The sequence below is a fragment of the Bradyrhizobium sp. LHD-71 genome, from assembly GCF_031157255.1.
Taxonomy (GTDB): Bacteria; Pseudomonadota; Alphaproteobacteria; order Rhizobiales; family Xanthobacteraceae; genus P52-10.
Genome location: NZ_JAVIFX010000028.1, coordinates 75,849 through 93,042 on the forward strand (window position 1 = coordinate 75,849; position 17,194 = coordinate 93,042).

Consider the following 17,194-nt stretch of genomic DNA (forward strand, 5'->3'; position numbering starts at 1 on the left):
CTCCGCTAGTGCGATCGCGCTCATTGTTGAGCGTTTTCAACCAGGAGGAGCGGCGCCATGCGTACGACGGCGCTGGGATCCGGCTTCGGTGCCGGGACCAAATTATTGAAGAAGTTTGTAAGGTTCGCGCGCGGCGCCGACACGCTGACGGTCGCCGAGAAGGTCTACAGCATCGCCGCCTTCCTGGCGATCGTCACCACCTTCCTGCTCGTGATGTCGGTCCAGTCGGTGCGCCTGCAGACGACCTACCGCCACATGCATGCCTCCTCGGCCGCGGCGGCGATCAACGTCGGGCGCATCAATGCGCTGATCTATGCGATCGTCATGGAATCGCGCGGCATCTATATGACGGCCGATCGCGCCAGGATGAAGCAGTTCGCGGATGGCCTCTTGCGGCGCAACCGAGAGCTTGCCGAAGCCGTGAAGAACATGGAGAAGAACATCGGCAAAGAGGAGGCCGAACTGTTCTCGAGCTTCCGGCAGCGCATCCAGCAGTTCATCGACTTCCGTCAGGAGCTGGTGCGACGCGGAGTGGAGATCAGCTCGGCTGCGGCGCGCGAATGGGGCGACAACGACGCCAACCGGTCGGTGCGCAGCAAGCTCAACAGCGATATCGAGGCGCTCGAACGCATCTACCAGCAGCGTGCCCGCGAGGCGGACGATCTCGCCAACGACAACCGCTATGCGGCCGCCTATCTGTTCGCGCTCGGGCTCGCCGCCTTGATGCTGGCGGCGCTCAACGTCGTGGTCATGCGCAGCTCGATCGTCGGCGCCCTGTCCGAAATCACCCAGGCGACCGATCGGATCGCGCAAGGCGACGTCAAGAGCGAGGTGCCGCATCTCGGCCGTCACGACGAGATCGGGCATCTTGCACGCGCGGTGCAGAACTTCCGCGACGCAGTCTCGCGCATCTTCGAGCTCGAGGAGCTGGAGCTCGGCACCGCGCAGGCGCGCGACGCCGCGATGACCGAGCGCGACAAGTTCAACGATAAATACCAGGCCAAGAAGTGGCAGCTCTCGGCTGCGATCAACAGCATCCCGCAGGGCCTGATCATGCTGGACGGCAAGGCCGGCGTGGTGGCGATGAACACCAACTACCGGAAGATCTACGATCTGCCCGAGACGATCCAGCCGGGATCGGCAACCCTCGAGGACATCCTCCAACACCGGGTCGAGAGCGGGCTGTTCAGCGGCGACGTCACGAAATATGTTGCGGCGGTTCTCGACCGCATCGCCAGGCGCGAGCCGACGTCCTACGAGATCGTGTTGAACGACGACCGCATCATCAAGATCTACGAGCGGCCGATGGACGGTGGCGGCTGGGTGTCGGTCCAGGAGGACGTCACCGAGCAGCGCCAGCGCCAGCGCATCTTGGAGCGGATGGAGCGCTTCCTCGCGACCATCATCGAGAACGTGGCCGAAGGCATCATCGCCAAGGATGCGCGCAATCTGCGCTACGTCTTCGTCAACAAGGCCGCCGAGAAGATGATCGGCATGTCGCGCGGCGAGATCATCGGCAAGACCGCGCGGGAACTGTTCTCCGCGGAGGCGGCCGAGTTGATCGAACGACGCGACAAGCAACTGCTGGCACAAAAGCAGCAGCTCGAACCGATCATCGACACCATCGACAATCCTGCGCGCGGGCGCCGCGTGATCTCGGCCCGCCGGGTCCAGATCGGCGGCGCGGGCGAAGAGTCCCACATGTTCGTGACCATGGTCGAGGATCGCACCGAGAAGATGGTGGCGGCCGCGTAGCGACCGCCCGGCGCCACTCCGAGAGGAAGCGTCAGCTTCCCTCGGATTCGCGAGCCTCGATCGCGCCTGCCACCTTCTCGTGGCCGGCGGCCCAGAGCGCATGCTCGTCGCTGCCGTTCGAATATGGATTGGCCTCGGCCGGAATGTTGTCGCGCGCGGCGCGCTCGCCCTCTGCAAACGGATCGCGATCGGTCATCGTGATTGGCCTCCTCGCTTTCAAGCTGATGTGACGGCATTTGTTCCGGAACCGGTCTTCACCGCAGCGGTTGACCGCCAAAGGGAGAATTCCGATGGCCCGATCGTCCGCAACCGCTGCAATCAAGTCCATGGTCGTGATCCTCGTCCTCGCGGCGATGCCGGCCGCATCGTTCGCGCAGGCGACCGGCGGTGCCGGCGGCTCGACGGGATCGACCGGAGGTGTCGCCAACGCGCCGGCGCCGCCGCCCGGGACCAACAGCCTCGGTACGGCTCAATCGTCCGGCCCGGGCTCCGGAGTCACCACGGGCACCGGCGCAAGCGGAGCGGCTGATGCCACCGTCAACGCCGAGAACAAGCAGCTCGACAAGAAGATGAAGAGCATCTGCCGCGGCTGCTGACGCTCGCGCGGAAGTGAGACAGTGTGGCTGTCACGAACACCCAAGTGACGTTAGCTTGATCCTGCTTTGAAGCGTGGAGCGTATCCACGCGGAGGATCGAGTGATGTTACGGAAGATGATGATCGCGGTGCTGGCCGTCGCGGCTGTTGGACTATCGGTGCCGCAATCGGCTGAGGCACGGGGCTTCGGACATGGCGGCTGGGGCCACGGCGGTGGTTGGCATGGCGGCGGTTGGGGGCATGGCGGCCATTGGCGTGGCGGCGGGTTCTGGCCTGGCGTGGCCATCGGGGCGGGCATTGCCGGCGCCGGCCTCTACGGCGGCTATTATGGATATGGCTACGGCTATCCCTATTACGGTGGCCCACCTATTATGGTACCGGCTATAACGACTATGGTGGTTGCTATGTCGCCCGGAAGCGGGTGATGACGCCTGCGGGATGGCGATACCGCAGCGTCGATGTCTGCGAGTAACGGACGGATCGGCCGGACCGACCAAAAAACAAGGCCGTTGACGCAGTATACCGTCAACGACCTTGCCAGCCCCGGACATTGAAATCGGCTCACGCCATCCGGTAACCGCGAGCATCGCGCGGAATCACATGGGGGAATGTGATCCAGTTCACAAGTCGGCAAATTAAAGCGGCGTGGGAGCCGTGCTCAGCCACGTGAGCGCTTGCGCGCGCTGGCATGGACGCGGTGCCGCGCCGGTTTCCTGCGGGTAACTGAGGGCGTTTCGACCTCGGTGCCCCGTGCGCTGGCAAAGGATTGCCGCAAACCGTCGATCGACTCGTTCAATGCCGCGACCTGCTCGGACAGGCGCTTGGTATCGGCCTGCTGCGCCGCCATCAGTCGTTTCATGGTCAAAAGCTGGTCCTGCACGACCTGGATCTGGTCGATCGATTCCTGCTGGGTCGCCTCCAGCCCCTTGGTCTTCTCAACGAGCTGCTCGGATACCTGGGCCGTGCGGGCCTGGAGTTGTCGCGAGGCCACCACCCGGTCGGCTTCCGGGGCCGCGCCGGTGTAGGCGCGCCAGATCGCGATCGAGGTCACGCCTGCGATCAGCAGGAGAAGGGCAGCGGCGGTCAGCGCGATCGGCTGGGCGCCGATGCGAAGAAGGGGGGTGGACGGTCCGTCCTGGGCGAGATCGATCATCGCTGACAAAACCCAAATTGAAACTTGAGTGGCGAAGACCGGCAACCCTTCGGCGGCCGGGGCGTCCCGAAAGCGTCAGGTTTCCGCAAGGAATGGGACCAAAAAGAGGCTAAAGGCGAAAAACCAACAACCAGCAGGCTTTATCAGCCTCCGAATGCCCGTCAGGGATGGGGATCAGGGCTGAAACGGCGAAAACGGCCCGGAATAGGTCTTTGGCCGCGGCGCGGCGTAAGGGCCGAGCCGGGATGTCGTCAGCCCCAGCCGCACCACTGATTCCGCCAGCGTCACGGCGGCGGCGACGCCGTCGATCACGGGCAGGCCGTGCGCGGCGGCGAGCTCGCCGGCGAGCTCGGCCATGCCGGCGCAGCCGAGCACGATCGCCTCGGCGCGGTCGTCGCGGATCGCGGCGGTGATCTCCGCCGAGATTTTGCCGACAGCGCCAGCGTTGCGCTCCTCGAGCGCGAGCACCGGGACCTCGGCGGCGCGGACGCGGGCGCAACGCTCGGCGAGGCCGTATTTCCGCAAATTGTGCTCGATCGGAACGATGGAGACACCGAGCGTCGTCACCACGGCGAATCGTGCGGCGACCAGGCTCGCCATGTGGAAGCCGGCTTCCCCGATGCCGATCACCGGCGCTTTTGCCGCGGCGCGCGCGGCATCAAGGCCTGTGTCATCGAAGCAGGCGATGATGTGCGCGTCAGCGCCGTCGCGATCGGCTGCGCGGATGCAGCCGAGCATGCCGGGGACGGCAAAGGCCTCGTCGTAAAATCCCTCGATGGAGACCGGACCCATCGCCGGCTGGCGCGCGTCGATCACGGTGTCGGGCAGGGCGACACTGCGCGCGGCAGCGGCGATCTTCGCCGTCATCGACGCGGTGGTGTTGGGATTGACGACGTGCAGCCGCATCTCGATCAGACCAGTCCCTTAGACGAGCCCCTTGCCGGCGTCCGAACCCTTGGCCGCCTGCCGCTTGTTGAGCACGTGGATGGTGCCGAGCGCAAGCGTGATCACCGTGAACGAGACCGCCGAGATCACGGTGCCGAGCGCGTAGATATCGGGATTCGTCACGGTGGTGGTGAGACCCTGAAGATCGAGCGGCAACGTATTCACCGCCCCGATCGCCTGGCTGGAGCGGGCGAGCTCGTCCCAGGAAAGCGTGAAGCCGAATAGCCCGATGCCGATCACGGACGGCAGGATGATCGGCAGCACGACGTGACGGAACGTCTGCCACGGCGTCGCGCCGAGATCGCGCGCGGCTTCCTCGAGCCTGGGATCGAAGCGGTTGAAGATCGCGAACATGATGAGCAGGCCGAACGGCAGCGTCCAGGTCAGATGCGCGCCGAGACCCGAGGTGAGCAGGCCCATCGAGGTCTCGAAATTCTCGTTCCAATGCGCCTTGATCAGATCGTCGATGATGCGGAATTCCAGCGAGATGCCGAGCGAGGTGATGATCGAGGGCACGATGAGGCTGGCGATCGCCGAGTAGAACAGGATGCTCTGTGCCCTGAACTTCCTGCGGAACGCCATGCCTGCGGCGACCGACAGCACGACGGTGACGATCATCACGATCACGCCGAGCAGCAGCGAGCGGCGGAAGGCCGCGCCGAGATCGACGATGCCGGTGCCCTGGAACAGTTTTGCGATCCAGAAGGTCGAGACGCCGTTCATCGGGAAGGTGAGGCCGCCCTGCGGTCCCTGGAACGACAGCACGTAGATCGCGATCATCGGGCCGTAGAGGAACAGCACATAGGCCGCGAAGAAGATCGCGAGCACGTAGAAAGAGCGCGGCCGTCCTTCCGTCATGCGCTAGAGCTCCTTCTTGATGTCGACGATGCGCGACATCATGGTGATGATCAGGAAGGTGATGACGAGCAGGATCACGGCGTTGGCCGCGGCAGCCGGGAATTGCAGCGCGTTGACCCGCGTCTCGATGATCTTGCCGGCGGCCGCGATCTGCTGGCCGCCCATCACGCCGATGGTGATGAAGTCGCCCATCACGATGGTGATGACGAAGATCGAGCCGATCACGATGCCGGGTTTCGACAGCGGGATGATGACGTTGACGAGGGTCTGGAAGCCGCTCGCACCGGCGTCATAGGCGGCTTCGATCAGCGATTTGTCGATGCGTACCATGGAATTGAAGATCGGCACCACCATGAAGAAGGTGAAGAGATGGACCAGCGCCAGCACCACCGAGAATTCGGAGAACAGCAGCCATTCCACGGGATGGTTGATCAAGCCCATCTTCATCAGGCCTGAGTTCACGAGGCCATTGCGCCCGAGCAGCGGAATCCAGGCGATCATGCGGATCACGTTGGAAGTCCAGAACGGGATCGTGCAGAGCAGCGACAATCCCATCTGCCAGGTCTTGGACTTGACGTGGAAGGCGAGGAAATAGGCGACCCAGAAGCCGATGAAGAGCGTGATGGCCCAGACCAGGAAGCACAGCTTCAGCGTCTTCAAATAGGTCTTGCCGATGGTGCAGAGCTCGGGGAGCTGCGCGAGGCAGCCCTCGAAGGTGTCGGTGTAGCCGCGGCCGGAGAAGTGCGGCAGCAGCTGGTATTCGTTGTAATCCCAGAACGAGACGATGACGACGAAGGCCAGCGGAATGAGGAAGAAGGCGAGAAACACCAGCATCATCGGCCCGGCCTGGAGCCAGGAGATGAAGGACGGCGACAGGCGCGTCGGCTTTGCCGCGCGCGCTGTGCCCGACCCCGGGATCAGGCCCGGGGATGCCTGTTGCAGGACTTCTTCCGACATGTCCACTACGCCGCGATGAACTCGTTCCACTTGCGGACCATGTAGTCGTTCTCGTCCATCACCGCGTTCCAGCAGGCGACGCCGCCCATGCGGTCCTCATAGGAGCCGCCGTCGCGCACCGCGCCGGCCTTCTCCAGCAGCGAGCCGTCGGGTGCCTTGATGTCCTTCTCGGCCGGCTTGCCTTCCATCCAATAGGCCCATTCGTAGGGCTCCATATGCGCCTTCGCAGTCGAGAGCACGGCGGAGTAGTAGCCCTGGCGGTTGAGATAGGCGCCGGCATAGCCGGACAGGAACCAGTTGACGAACTCATAGGCCCATTCGAGCTTCGCACCCGAGACGCCCTTGGAGACGCAGAAGCCCGACGCCCAGGAGCGATAGCCTTCCTTGAGCGGCTGGAAGGTGCAGGCGATCCCCATCGAGCGCACCTTCGTCACCGCCGGCGACCACATCGACTGGATCACGGTCTCGCCCGAGGCCATCAGATTGACGCTCTCGTTGAAGTCCTTCCAGAACGCGCGGAACTGGCCGGCCTTCTTGGCTTCGGTCATCACCTTCATGGTGAGATCGATCTCCTCCTTCGTCATGTTACCCTTGTCGGCATATTTGTACTTGCCGGAGGCTTCCACGACCATCGCGGCGTCCATGATGCCGATCGAGGGGATGTTGAGGATCGAGGCCTTGCCTTTGAACTCGGGGTTGAGCAGCTCAGACCACGAGCTGATCGGACGCTTGATCAGGTCGGGGCGGATGCCGAGCGTGTCGGCGTTGTAGACGGTCGGGATCAGCGTGACGAACTCCGTCGCCGACGTCGCGAACTTCTTGGAGTCCTTGCCTTCGAGATAGAGCACCTTCCAGGGCGCGGTGCCCTGGCCGCCGATCTTCTTGCCGCCGGGGGTCTCGCCCTTGGTGAAGACGGGTGTGATGTTATCGAACTGTTTGATCTTCTTGGCGTCGAGCGCAAGGATGTTGCCCGACGGCACGATCTTCTTCAGCGAGAAATATTCGGTATCCAGCACGTCGAAAGAGTTCGGCTGAGTCATCACGCGCTTGGTGACGTCGTCGGTGGTCGCGGTGATGTACTCGATCTTGATGCCGGTGTCCTTCAGGCACTGCTTGGCGATGTCGTCGCCCTCGTTCACGGCGGTGCCGAGATAACGCAGCACCTTCGCATCGGCCGATTTCACGTAGGGAAAGCCGGTGATGGCGCCGGAGCCAGCGGCAAGGCCTGCCAGACCCGCGGTGCCCTTCAATAGCGTGCGGCGGCTGACGCCGGTCTTTCTGGTCGTCTCGGTCATTTCGCTCACTCCTCTGTGTTGCGCATTCTCTGGCATGACGGGCGCTATTGCAGGCGTTGCGCCTTGGCGGGATCCCAGGTGGCCAGCACGCGATCGCCCGGACGGAATGGATGGACGTCAAAGGCGGCCTCGGGAACGTGGGAGAACAGGGCGGTGCCGTCGTCGAGCGTGAGCGAGACGGCGATGTAGGAGCCCTGGTATTCGGTCTGGGTCAGCAGCGCCGGCGCGCCGAATGCGCCGTCAGTGAACGGCAGGATGCCGAGCTGATCGGCGCGCACGGCGATGAGCCTGCCGGCGTCGCTGAGCACGTTGTGCCCGCCGATGAAGCGCGCCACGAATTCCGTGCGGGGATGGTGGAAGATGTCGCGGGCCGTGCCCTGCTGTTCGATGCGGCCATGGTTCATCACCACGATGTGGTCGGCGAGCGCCATCGCCTCCTCCTGGCCGTGGGTGACCTGGATGAAGCTGATGCCGAGCTCGCGCTGCAGTCGCTTCAACTCGCCGCGCATCTTGACCCGCAGGAACGGGTCGAGCGCCGAGAGCGGCTCGTCGAGCAGGAGGATCTGCGGCTCGGTGATCAGCGCACGGGCGAGCGCCACGCGCTGCTGCTGGCCGCCGGAGAGCTGCGCCGGCAGACGGCCCGCATATTGGCTCATCGCCACCAGCTCGAGCAGTTCGCCGGCCCGCTTGTGCCGGGTCGGCTTGTCGATGCCGCGCATCTTGAGTGCGAAAGCGACGTTGTCGATCACGGATAGATGCGGAAACAGCGCGTAGGACTGGAACATCATCGCCGTGCCGCGCTCGGCGGGCGGAAGATCAGTGACGTTCTGCGCGCCGAGGATGATGTCGCCCGCGCTGACCGCCTCGTGGCCCGCGATCATGCGCAGGGTCGAGGTCTTGCCGCAGCCGGACGGGCCGAGCAGGCAGCAATAGGTGCCGGCCGGGATCTTCAGGTTGACGTTGTCGACCGCCAGCGTGGCGTCGTAGCGTTTGGTGACGGCGACCAGTTCGAGAGCGGCGGGAATGGCCATGGCGTGTCCGAGAGGAGGGCGGTGCTTCCGGGTCTCTCCGCAAGGTCCGTGCCAACAGCTCCTGTCTGCCCCGATTCCCAAAACTGTGCAGCGGAGTCAGAACGTTAGATCGAATCCGATTGATCCGGGGCACCTGTCGGCTGTCCGGACACCTGCACACAAAATGTGCGACGATTGTATAAAGTTTCACCTGTGATTGGATACAGATCGTCGACTAACATCCGCATTCGAACGTTGCCGATCAGCCCTCAAATTCGACGCCTGCACCCATGGCTGCCAGAACCCGTCCGAAATCCGACGCGCCAGACGCCAGTGATCGCGTCAGCCGCATCAGGGAGGGCGTGACTGCCGCGATCCTGGAGCATCGTCTGCTGCCGGGGACCAAGCTCGGGGAGGACGAGATCGGCGACATCTATGGCGCGAGCCGTACGCTGGTTCGCACCGCGCTGCAGCAGCTCGCGCATGAGGGCATCGTCAACATCGAGAAGAATCGCGGGGCCTTCGTCGCACGCCCGACCCCTGCCGATGCCCGCGAGGTGTTCGAGGCGCGTCGCCTGATTGAGCCGACGATCGTCGATCACGCCATCGATGCCGTGTCGCCGGACTGGGTTGATCGCCTGCAACGACATCTCGCCGACGAGCGCGAGGCCGAGCTGCGCGGCGATGCGCGCGCCTCCGTCCGCCTCTCCGGCGAGTTCCACCGGCTCGTCGCCGAGATGAGCGGCCACAGCATCTATCTCGGCTTCCTGAAGGAGCTGATCGCGCGCTCCTCGCTCATCATCCTGCTCTATCGTCGCCACGACACGCCGGCCTGCGGCACCGATCATCACGCAGGGATCGTCGCCGCGATCCGCAAGCGCGACAGGGAGGCCGCGCGCGCGCAGATGCTGTCGCATCTGACCGAGATCGAGGCCGAGCTGTTCCTGAAGGATCCGGCGGCCGATGAGCTTCGGCTCGCGGATGTGCTTGGCGTCTGACCCGAACGGATCGCAGCCGGAGCTGCGTTCCTGACTCAGTGGCCCGATTTGCTTTCTGCGGCGAACCGTCCCTCTGGGGTGATCTCGTAGTCGCCGTTTCGCTTTGTCATCAGCCCTGACCTGACCATTTCGCACGCAAGCTGTACCGAGCAGACCGGATTGCTGCCCCCGGGGTGGTACAGCCTGTCGTTTCGGACCTGCAGGTGGCCGTACAGCTGGGCCAGACGCAATGCCCTACGCATTCCAGGTGATGGATTTGCCATGCCGGTTTAAGCGCCGGTGCAGTGAAGGTTCCTAATGGGCGCGAGGGACCTGCAATGGCGTTTCTCCTCGGCAGGGCCGCTAGGAACCCCCGTTCTGCTGCATCGTTCTTTTTTCAAGGAGCAGCGTCATGAACGTACGGGACGAGTACACGCGATCGCTCTGGATGGAAGTTCCGGTCGCAGAGGCTCCGGCGCTGTCGCAGACGGGCGTAGACGTCGCCGTCATCGGATCCGGGATAGCTGGACTGTCGGTTGCATATGAACTCGCCAGCCGCGGACGTTCGGTCGCGGTACTCGATCGCGGCCGCATTGGCAGTGGGATGACGGCGCGCACCACGGCGCATCTGGCGACGGCGCTCGACGATGGCTATGACGAACTGGTCAGGGTACGCGGCCCTGATTGTGCGCGGCACTATTATCAAAGCGTCGAAGCGGCAATTGACCGCGCCGAGGCAATTCAGCGAGCCGAGGACATCCGCTGCGATTTTCGTAGGGTCGACGGCTACTGGCTGTTGGCGCGCGAAACGTCCGCATCTGAGCTGGATCAGGAATTGGATTGCTGTCGCCGGCTCGGGATCCCCGTCGAAAACTGCGTCGAGCGGACCGCATTCCATTCCGGAGGCCTGGTGCGTTCGTTGCGTTTTGCCCGCCAGGCGCGTCTGCACCCGACCAAATATCTCGCCGGGCTGGCCGGCGCACTTCAGCGCCGCGGGGCGCAGCTCTACGCCGACACCTGCGTAGCGAGCATCCGTCAAGAACGTGGCGACATGGTCGTGACGACTGCCTCGGGCCGCGAAGTCCACGCCGCCGACGTGGTCGTTGCGACGAACTCGCCGGTCCATGTGCAGGTGGCGATCCATACCAAGCAGGCGCCTTACCGCACCTATGCGCTCGCCGCCAAAATCCCGGCCGGTGCGATAGAGGATGCGCTGTACTGGGATACGCTCGACCCCTATCACTATGTCAGACTTCAGCCCTTCTCCGCGGACGAGGACTTCGTCATCATCGGCGGAGAAGATCACAAGTCCGGTGAAGCGGACGATGGCTCACTGCGCCTTGCCCTGCTCGAACGCTGGGCACGCGAGCGATTGCCGGCCCTGCGCGAGATTACTCATCGATGGTCCGGTCAGGTGCTGGAGCCGGCCGATTTCGTCGGCTTCATTGGTCGCAGCCCCGGCGAGGAGCACGTCTTTGTCGTCAGCGGAGACTCCGGACAGGGCATCACGAATGGGCTTGTAGCGGGCATGTTGATTGCAGATCTCATTATGACTGGCGCAAGCCCATGGGAGGAGGTCTACGCCCCGGCACGGAAGATTCAGAAGAACATCGGCACGTTCATCAGCGAGAACATCACGCCGCTGAAGAATCTCGCCGAGTATCTGACGGCAAGCGAGATCGCGAGCGTCGAACGTCTGCGGCCCGGGGAGGGGCGCCTTGTCCGCAGCGGCCTGAAAAAAATCGCGGCGTGCCGGGACCGGAACGGACATTTGCACCTGCATTCGGCAAGCTGCACCCATCTCGGCTGCGTCGTGCACTGGAATGCGCTGGAGCAGTGTTGGGACTGCCCGTGCCACGGGTCGCAGTTTGCACCCGACGGCACCGCGCTCAACGGCCCTGCTGTTTCGCCGCTCGGCGAGGTCGACAAGCCCGCCAATCTTGAAGCCGCGGAGTGAGCGGCGGTCTTGACGCGTAAGCGAAGCGCGTCCGTGGCCTATGGTAACGAAGATCCTTCGTTCCGTCTGACGATCTTCAGTACGAGTAGACCTGCGCCAAGCACCAGTAAGATGACGCCAAAGAAGGTCATGCTGCCGGATTCGAAGGTCACTCCGACCGCGGTCAGCAAGCATCCGACGACGATTGCGATGAGTCCGCCGAGCTTCTTGACCAGCAGGACATGTCCGTCACTCGCTTGTGCCACCATGTTGGGCCTCGTTACTTGATGCTGGCTGCCGTAGCGTCTCTTTTCGCTCCATGATCTTCGCAGCCCGTTGCATCATCGTACTCCAGTGCGGGAGCAATGCAATCTGGCGTTGATATCAATCTCTCTTGGGATCTTGTTTTAATAGAGTTCGCCGTATGCGCGACAGTTGGCCTTACATATTTGCCTAAATATCCCGGTTGATTGCCCGGTCGTGCATCTCTCATGGAGCCGTATGGCAGAGTTGCAGAATCGCCTTATGGTTGCAAATTGACTCCGTCGGGTTTGCGGAATCAACTGGCTGGAGCGTCGAGTTCTAGAACGGAGCCGACCTGCGTTGAATCCGTTCTACGGAGTAGTGCCATGGCGCGACCTCTGGCTGACGAACGAGAGGCGGCTTACGTTTCGACCGGCCATCTGCCTGGTCCGGAAACGGTGCAGGCACTGGTTGTCGAGGCGCAGCGGCGCTTTCAATCAAACCGTGATGGGACCAATTCGCAGGTGTACCCCGCGCTTGCGCGCGTGCCGAGCGAGTTGTTCGGCGTGTGTGTCGTCGGAACCAGCGGTCAGGTCTATGGCGCCGGCGAAATCGACTACGAATTTTCAATCATGAGCGTGTCAAAGCCGTTCGTGTTCGCGCTGGTCTGCGAGACCATCGGACCGGAGGAAGCGCGCACCAGGCTCGGGGCCAATGCGACCGGGCTTCCGTTCAATTCGCTTGCGGCCATCGAGCAGGGCAGCGGCCGCACCAATCCCATGGTGAATGCTGGTGCAATTGCGACCACCAGCCTCGCGCCCGGAGCCAATGCCGCGGCGCGGTGGGAGTTCATTCATGACGGACTGTCGCGCTTTGCCGGTCGTAAGCTGCCGCTCAATGAAGAGGTCTACGCATCGGCATCGGAGACCAATTTCCGCAACCGCAGCATTGCGCGGTTGCTGGAGAGCTATGACCGCATCTATTGCGACGCAAAGGAAGCGACGGACCTCTACACGAGGCAGTGCTCGCTCAACGTGACCGCCCGTGACCTCGCCGTGATGGGCGCGACTCTGGCCGATGGTGGCGTCAATCCGGTAACCAGGCAGCGCGTGGTCGATGCTTCGGTCTGCCATTATGCGCTCGCCGTCATGATCACAGCCGGGCTCTACGAGACCTCGGGCGACTGGCTCTACGACATCGGCCTGCCCGGCAAGAGCGGGATCGGCGGTGGCATCGTCGCGGTATCTCCGGGCAAGGGCGGCTTCGGCACCTTCGCACCGCCGCTCGATGCCGCCGGCAACAGCGTGCGGGGACAGCTCGCAGCAAAGTTCCTGTCGCAGCGGCTGGGAATGGATCTGTTCGTGTCGAAACCGGAAGAATGATCGATGCCGGGAGGAGTGGCGGGCTCATAGCTGGGCCGGTCGCAACGCCGATTTGAGCCGGAGGACGTCATGGCGACCACGCAGACAATGCCGATCGGCACCGTCCACCAGGAAGAGCGTGCATCCTGGCTTCCCATGATCGCAATCGCGCTCGGCCAAATGATCATGTCGTTCAACGTGGCTTCGCTGCCGGTGGCCATGGGCGGCATGGTCGCCACCTTTGGCGTCGCACCCACCACGGTCGCGACGGGTATCGTCGCCTATTCGATGCTGGTAGCCGGTTTCGTCATGCTCGGCGCCAAGCTCGCCCAGCGCTTTGGCGCGTTGCAGGTGTTCCGCGGCGCGGTCGTGCTGTTTTTCGTCTCACAGCTCATGATGACATTCAGCCCGTCGGCCGCTGTCATGATCTCGGCGCAGGCGCTGTGCGGCGCCGCAGGTTCGGTCATCGTGCCCTCGCTGGTCGCTCTGATCGCCGAAAATTATGCCGGTCGCCAGCAGGCAACGGCGCTCGGCGCGCTTGGCTCGGCCCGCGCGGCAGCCGGCGTGCTGGCCTTCGTGGTCGGCGGCGTGCTTGGAACGTATATCGGCTGGCGACCGGCATTCGGCATTCTGATCGCTGCATCCGCGATCGTGTTCCTGATGAGCTTCCGCCTGAAGCCTGATCGCGGCCGCCCCGATGTGCAGATCGATCTCGTCGGCGTTGCGCTTGCCGCGAGCGCGATCATCCTGATCAGCTTCGGCTTCAATAATCTGAACGGCTGGGGTCTCGCGGTGGCGACGCCGAGCGCGCCGTTCGATCTGCTCGGGTTCTCACCTGCACCGGTCATGATCGTGCTCGGGGTCGTCCTCGGGCAGGCGTTTCTGCTGTGGACGCACCGGCGGCAGGCCGCCGGCAAGACGCCGCTGCTGGCGCTGGAGGTGATCGATTCGCCGGAGGAGCGCTGCGCGGTCTTCGCGCTATTTGCCGTAGTCGCGCTGGAAGCCGCGTTGAACTTCACGGTGCCGCTCTACATCCAGATCGTGCAGGGGCGTTCGCCGCTTGCCACGGCAGTCGCAATGATGCCTTTCAACCTCACTGTCTTCTTCTCGGCGATGCTGATCGTCAACGTCTACGAACGGCTGACGCCACGACAGATCGGCCGCTATGGCTTTGCGCTTTGCACCATCGCGCTGGTCTGGCTCGCCTTCGTCGTGCGCAATGACTGGAGCGAGATTCCGGTTCTGTTCGGGCTCGTCCTGTTCGGCATCGGCCAGGGCTCGCTGGTGACACTGCTGTTCAATGTGCTGGTGACGGCCTCTCCAAAAGCGCTCGCCGGCGATGTCGGCTCCCTGCGTGGCACGACGCAAAACCTTGCCGCCGCAGTCGGGACCGCGGTGGCCGGTGCACTTATGGTCGGTCTCCTCAGTACCATCGCCCTCGGCAAGATCACGGCAAATCCGGTCCTCACGCCCGAGCTCCAGGCCCAGGTCGATCTCGACAACATCACCTTCGTCAGCAACGACCGCCTGCGTAGCGTGCTCGAGCGCACCAGCGGCACGCCGGAGCAAGTCACGGAGGCCGTCCGCGTCAACACCGAGGCGCGACTGCGCGCGCTGAAGATCGGGCTCCTGATCATGGCGGGTCTCTCGCTGATCGCAATCATCCCGGCGGGGCGTCTTCCAGACTATCTGCCGGGCGAAATCCCGAGCGATGAGTCCACTGCAAAAACGTGAGTTGAACTAGGGGCAGGGACTTTCCGAAGGAGAGCCCGGACATGAGATCGATGAGTGAGATGGATCGCCGCGACGCGCTGCGCACACTGTTGGGAGGCGTGATCCTCGCGGGCGCCGGCGTGAGCCTGTGGCCGCAGGACGCAGCTGCATTGCCGGAGTTGGAACGGATCGATGCCACAACTCCGTCCAGACGTGACGGCGCCGGTCGCGACTTTGCGCAAAATGCCCGTCCATTGCCGGCACCAAGCCATCGTCCGCCACATCGACCACCGCACCGGCCGCCGTCTTGGCATCGGCGACGCCGGCGCTGGGAATGCTGGTGGCATCGCGGCCGCCGCCATTGCGGCTGGCGCTGGAGATAATCGAAGGAGGACGTCATGACGATTTACGATCACAGCGCGCCGATGGGCGCTACCGGCCTGCCGCAACCATCCCGCTGGGTCTGCGTCCTGCTGGGGCTCTTCATGATGTTCGCGGGACTCATGGTGCTGGGCGACGTCGCGTTCTTCACCGTGGTCAGTGCCCTCTTCATCGGCTGGGTGGCCATCGCCACCGGCGCCTTCGAGATATTCCACGCGTTCTGGACCAAGGGCTGGGGCGGCTTCCTCTGGCAAGTGGTGCTCGGCATTCTCTACATCGCCTTCGGCATCATCCTCGTTAGCCAGCCACTGACGGGCGCGCTGCTGCTCACCTATGTGCTCGGCCTTGCGCTGCTCATCTCCGGCGTTGTGCGCATGCTGATTGGCTTCGGCCGGTGGCAGCAGGGCGGCGGGATCATGGTCGCATCCGGCCTGTTCGGCGTTCTGGCGGGTCTCGTCATCCTCACGGGCTTTCCGATGACGGGGATCTGGGTCCTTGGACTGCTGCTCGGTATCGACCTTCTGTCCCACGGCATCGGGTGGCTGACCTTCGCCTGGCTGCCCGCGGCCAGACCCGCGTAGCGCTACGGAGAATGGTCATGTCAGGATTGAAGGCGCGAGCCGGACTCGCGGTGATGCTCGCGGTGCTTCTCTGTAGCGCGCTGCCTGCGCCGGCCCAGCAGGACTCCGCCATCCTGTTCCGCAACGTCAGGATATTCGACGGGAAGAACGGCACGCTCTCGGCCGCGTCCAATGTCCTCGTCAGGGACAGGAACATCGAGAAGATCTCGTCCGGCGACCTGACCGCCTCCAATCAGATAATCGACGGCGCGGGCCGCGTGTTGATGCCGGGGCTGATCGACGCGCACTGGCATACGATGCTGGTGCGTCCGACGCCGATGGCTGCGCTTGCGGGCGATATCGGTTACAACAATCTGCTTGCGGCGGCTGAGGCCACCGCGACGCTGATGCGCGGCTTCACCACCGTGCGCGACATGGGCGGGCCGAGCTTCGGCCTCAAGCAGGCCATCGACGAGGACCTTGTCGTCGGTCCCCGCATCTATCCGTCCGGCGCCATCATCACCGTCACCAGCGGTCACGGCGACTTCCGGCAGCTCTCCGATCTGCCGCGCACCATCGGCGGCATGCTCAGCCGCATGGAGCGGATCGGCGGCAGCATGGTTGCCGACAGCCCCGACGAGGTCCGCGTGCGCGCGCGCGAGCAGCTCATGCAGGGCGCTTCGCAGGTCAAGCTCACCGCGGGCGGCGGCGTCGCGTCGCCCTTCAGTCCGCTCGATGTCTCCACCTTCACCGAGCCGGAGCTGCGCGCGGCGGTCGAGGCCGCCGACAATTGGGGCACCTATGTCGTCACGCACGCTTACACGCCGGTCGCGATCCAGCGCTCGATCGCGGCCGGCGTCAGATGCATCGAGCACGGCCATCTCATGGACGAGGCGAGCGCGAAGCTGATCGCCGAAAAGGGAATCTGGCTCAGCACGCAGCCGTTCCTGGATCTGTCCGCCGCGGCTGGGTTGGGACCAGCGGAGCAGGATAAGCTGCGGCAGGTCGTTGCCGGCACCGACCGTGTCTATGCGCTGGCGAAAAAGTACCGCATCAAGACCGCGTTCGGCACCGACGTGCTGTTCTCGAAGGAGCTGGCGGACGAGCAGGGCTCGATGCTGGCCGCGTTGACGCGCTGGTACACGCCGGCCGAAGCGCTGACCATGGCAACGTCCACAAACGCGGAACTGCTGGGCCTCTCGGGCCCGCGAAATCCATACCCCGGCCGGCTCGGCGTGGTGGAGGAAGGCGCGCTCGCGGACCTCTTGCTGGTTGACGGCAATCCGCTCGACGACATCAGGATCATCCAGGATCCCGCGAAGAATTTCGTCGTGATCATGAAGGATGGCAGGATCTACAAGAACACGCTCGCGCACTGACGCGCGATCATGTCGGTTTCGAGCTCGGCGCGACTCGCTATCGATTCGATTGCCTGACGATGGCGCCGCAGCAACT

General features: G+C 63.9%; 16 protein-coding genes and 1 pseudogene. 9 read left to right on the top strand and 8 right to left on the bottom strand.

The features are described from left to right. The first annotated feature begins 57 nt into the window (after nucleotides 1-57). The gene (locus RCO31_RS26775; protein ID WP_145640667.1) at nucleotides 58-1,755 is read left to right on the top strand and encodes a PAS-domain containing protein; all 1,698 of its coding nucleotides are present in this window, start codon (nucleotides 58-60) and stop codon (nucleotides 1,753-1,755) included. A 31-nt stretch (nucleotides 1,756-1,786) separates the two neighbouring features. Here the strand turns inward: RCO31_RS26775 and RCO31_RS26780 are convergent, their stop codons facing one another. Further along, nucleotides 1,787-1,951 (bottom strand): hypothetical protein, encoded by a 165-nt coding sequence (locus tag RCO31_RS26780; protein ID WP_167520706.1) that lies wholly within the window; start codon nucleotides 1,949-1,951, stop codon nucleotides 1,787-1,789. Nucleotides 1,952-2,045: 94 nt separating this feature from the next. Here RCO31_RS26780 and RCO31_RS26785 point away from each other — a divergent pair, with 94 nt between their 5' ends. Together RCO31_RS26785 and RCO31_RS26790 are read left to right on the top strand one after the other, a co-directional pair. Next, nucleotides 2,046-2,351 (top strand): hypothetical protein, encoded by a 306-nt coding sequence (locus tag RCO31_RS26785; protein ID WP_145640670.1) that lies wholly within the window; start codon nucleotides 2,046-2,048, stop codon nucleotides 2,349-2,351. 103 nt (nucleotides 2,352-2,454) lie between these two features. Further along, nucleotides 2,455-2,822, top strand: a pseudogene (locus RCO31_RS26790) (hypothetical protein). A 186-nt stretch (nucleotides 2,823-3,008) separates the two neighbouring features. On the opposite strand, the gene RCO31_RS26795 reads toward RCO31_RS26790, so the two are convergent. The 6 genes from RCO31_RS26795 to RCO31_RS26820 all read right to left on the bottom strand — a co-directional run bounded on the left by RCO31_RS26795 (nucleotide 3,009) and on the right by RCO31_RS26820 (nucleotide 8,589). Then, entirely contained in the window at nucleotides 3,009-3,503 is a 495-nt protein-coding gene (locus RCO31_RS26795; protein WP_145640672.1) for a hypothetical protein, read from the bottom strand. A gap of 174 nt (nucleotides 3,504-3,677) precedes the next feature. Beyond that, nucleotides 3,678-4,409, bottom strand: a complete 732-nt coding sequence (locus RCO31_RS26800; protein WP_145640674.1) for an aspartate/glutamate racemase family protein — start codon at nucleotides 4,407-4,409, stop codon at nucleotides 3,678-3,680. Nucleotides 4,410-4,427: 18 nt separating this feature from the next. Beyond that, nucleotides 4,428-5,306: an ABC transporter permease gene (locus RCO31_RS26805; RefSeq protein ID WP_145640676.1), complete on the bottom strand. Its 879-nt coding sequence runs from the start codon at nucleotides 5,304-5,306 to the stop codon at nucleotides 4,428-4,430. A 3-nt stretch (nucleotides 5,307-5,309) separates the two neighbouring features. After that, on the bottom strand, nucleotides 5,310-6,269 hold the full coding sequence (locus RCO31_RS26810) for an ABC transporter permease (protein ID WP_145640678.1): 960 nt from the start codon (nucleotides 6,267-6,269) through the stop codon (nucleotides 5,310-5,312). Next, complete coding sequence (locus RCO31_RS26815; RefSeq protein WP_145640681.1) at nucleotides 6,269-7,558, bottom strand: PotD/PotF family extracellular solute-binding protein; 1,290 nt, start codon at nucleotides 7,556-7,558, stop codon at nucleotides 6,269-6,271. The genes RCO31_RS26810 and RCO31_RS26815 overlap by 1 nt, the downstream gene beginning before the upstream one ends. Nucleotides 7,559-7,602: 44 nt before the next feature. Further along, the gene (locus RCO31_RS26820; protein WP_145640684.1) at nucleotides 7,603-8,589 is read right to left on the bottom strand and encodes an ABC transporter ATP-binding protein; all 987 of its coding nucleotides are present in this window, start codon (nucleotides 8,587-8,589) and stop codon (nucleotides 7,603-7,605) included. Nucleotides 8,590-8,858: 269 nt separating this feature from the next. On the opposite strand from RCO31_RS26820, the gene RCO31_RS26825 reads away from it, so the two are divergent. Together RCO31_RS26825 and RCO31_RS26830 are read left to right on the top strand one after the other, a co-directional pair. Next, the gene (locus RCO31_RS26825) at nucleotides 8,859-9,566 is read left to right on the top strand and encodes a GntR family transcriptional regulator (protein WP_145640686.1); all 708 of its coding nucleotides are present in this window, start codon (nucleotides 8,859-8,861) and stop codon (nucleotides 9,564-9,566) included. A gap of 391 nt (nucleotides 9,567-9,957) precedes the next feature. Beyond that, complete coding sequence (locus RCO31_RS26830; RefSeq protein WP_167520707.1) at nucleotides 9,958-11,502, top strand: FAD-dependent oxidoreductase; 1,545 nt, start codon at nucleotides 9,958-9,960, stop codon at nucleotides 11,500-11,502. A 38-nt stretch (nucleotides 11,503-11,540) separates the two neighbouring features. On the opposite strand, the gene RCO31_RS26835 is transcribed toward RCO31_RS26830, so the two are convergent. After that, complete coding sequence (locus RCO31_RS26835) at nucleotides 11,541-11,750, bottom strand: hypothetical protein (protein ID WP_145640688.1); 210 nt, start codon at nucleotides 11,748-11,750, stop codon at nucleotides 11,541-11,543. Nucleotides 11,751-12,110: 360 nt separating this feature from the next. Between RCO31_RS26835 and glsA the strand changes: the two genes are divergently transcribed. The 4 genes from glsA to RCO31_RS26855 all read left to right on the top strand — a co-directional run bounded on the left by glsA (nucleotide 12,111) and on the right by RCO31_RS26855 (nucleotide 17,118). Then, the gene (glsA, locus tag RCO31_RS26840) at nucleotides 12,111-13,106 is read left to right on the top strand and encodes a glutaminase A (protein WP_145640690.1); all 996 of its coding nucleotides are present in this window, start codon (nucleotides 12,111-12,113) and stop codon (nucleotides 13,104-13,106) included. A 69-nt stretch (nucleotides 13,107-13,175) separates the two neighbouring features. Then, nucleotides 13,176-14,819, top strand: coding sequence for an MFS transporter (locus RCO31_RS26845; RefSeq protein ID WP_231088449.1), 1,644 nt, complete (start codon nucleotides 13,176-13,178; stop codon nucleotides 14,817-14,819). Nucleotides 14,820-15,196: 377 nt separating this feature from the next. Beyond that, the gene (locus RCO31_RS26850; RefSeq protein WP_145640692.1) at nucleotides 15,197-15,760 is read left to right on the top strand and encodes an HdeD family acid-resistance protein; all 564 of its coding nucleotides are present in this window, start codon (nucleotides 15,197-15,199) and stop codon (nucleotides 15,758-15,760) included. A gap of 17 nt (nucleotides 15,761-15,777) precedes the next feature. Continuing rightward, nucleotides 15,778-17,118 (top strand): amidohydrolase family protein, encoded by a 1,341-nt coding sequence (locus RCO31_RS26855; protein WP_145640694.1) that lies wholly within the window; start codon nucleotides 15,778-15,780, stop codon nucleotides 17,116-17,118. Nucleotides 17,119-17,194: the final 76 nt, after the last annotated feature.

What these genes read in the sequence shown, in the direction of transcription:
- RCO31_RS26775 (WP_145640667.1), top strand. Translation starts at nt 58, where the DNA reads ATGCGTACGACGGCGCTGGGATCCGGCTTCGGTGCCGGGACCAAATTA.
- RCO31_RS26835 (WP_145640688.1), bottom strand. Translation starts at nt 11,750, where the DNA reads ATGGTGGCACAAGCGAGTGACGGACATGTCCTGCTGGTCAAGAAGCTC.
- RCO31_RS26815 (WP_145640681.1), bottom strand. Translation starts at nt 7,558, where the DNA reads ATGACCGAGACGACCAGAAAGACCGGCGTCAGCCGCCGCACGCTATTG.
- RCO31_RS26785 (WP_145640670.1), top strand. Translation starts at nt 2,046, where the DNA reads ATGGCCCGATCGTCCGCAACCGCTGCAATCAAGTCCATGGTCGTGATC.
- RCO31_RS26795 (WP_145640672.1), bottom strand. Translation starts at nt 3,503, where the DNA reads ATGATCGATCTCGCCCAGGACGGACCGTCCACCCCCCTTCTTCGCATC.
- RCO31_RS26825 (WP_145640686.1), top strand. Translation starts at nt 8,859, where the DNA reads ATGGCTGCCAGAACCCGTCCGAAATCCGACGCGCCAGACGCCAGTGAT.
- RCO31_RS26855 (WP_145640694.1), top strand. Translation starts at nt 15,778, where the DNA reads ATGTCAGGATTGAAGGCGCGAGCCGGACTCGCGGTGATGCTCGCGGTG.
- RCO31_RS26820 (WP_145640684.1), bottom strand. Translation starts at nt 8,589, where the DNA reads ATGGCCATTCCCGCCGCTCTCGAACTGGTCGCCGTCACCAAACGCTAC.
- RCO31_RS26850 (WP_145640692.1), top strand. Translation starts at nt 15,197, where the DNA reads ATGACGATTTACGATCACAGCGCGCCGATGGGCGCTACCGGCCTGCCG.
- RCO31_RS26800 (WP_145640674.1), bottom strand. Translation starts at nt 4,409, where the DNA reads ATGCGGCTGCACGTCGTCAATCCCAACACCACCGCGTCGATGACGGCG.
- glsA (WP_145640690.1), top strand. Translation starts at nt 12,111, where the DNA reads ATGGCGCGACCTCTGGCTGACGAACGAGAGGCGGCTTACGTTTCGACC.
- RCO31_RS26845 (WP_231088449.1), top strand. Translation starts at nt 13,176, where the DNA reads ATGGCGACCACGCAGACAATGCCGATCGGCACCGTCCACCAGGAAGAG.
- RCO31_RS26805 (WP_145640676.1), bottom strand. Translation starts at nt 5,306, where the DNA reads ATGACGGAAGGACGGCCGCGCTCTTTCTACGTGCTCGCGATCTTCTTC.
- RCO31_RS26830 (WP_167520707.1), top strand. Translation starts at nt 9,958, where the DNA reads ATGAACGTACGGGACGAGTACACGCGATCGCTCTGGATGGAAGTTCCG.
- RCO31_RS26780 (WP_167520706.1), bottom strand. Translation starts at nt 1,951, where the DNA reads ATGACCGATCGCGATCCGTTTGCAGAGGGCGAGCGCGCCGCGCGCGAC.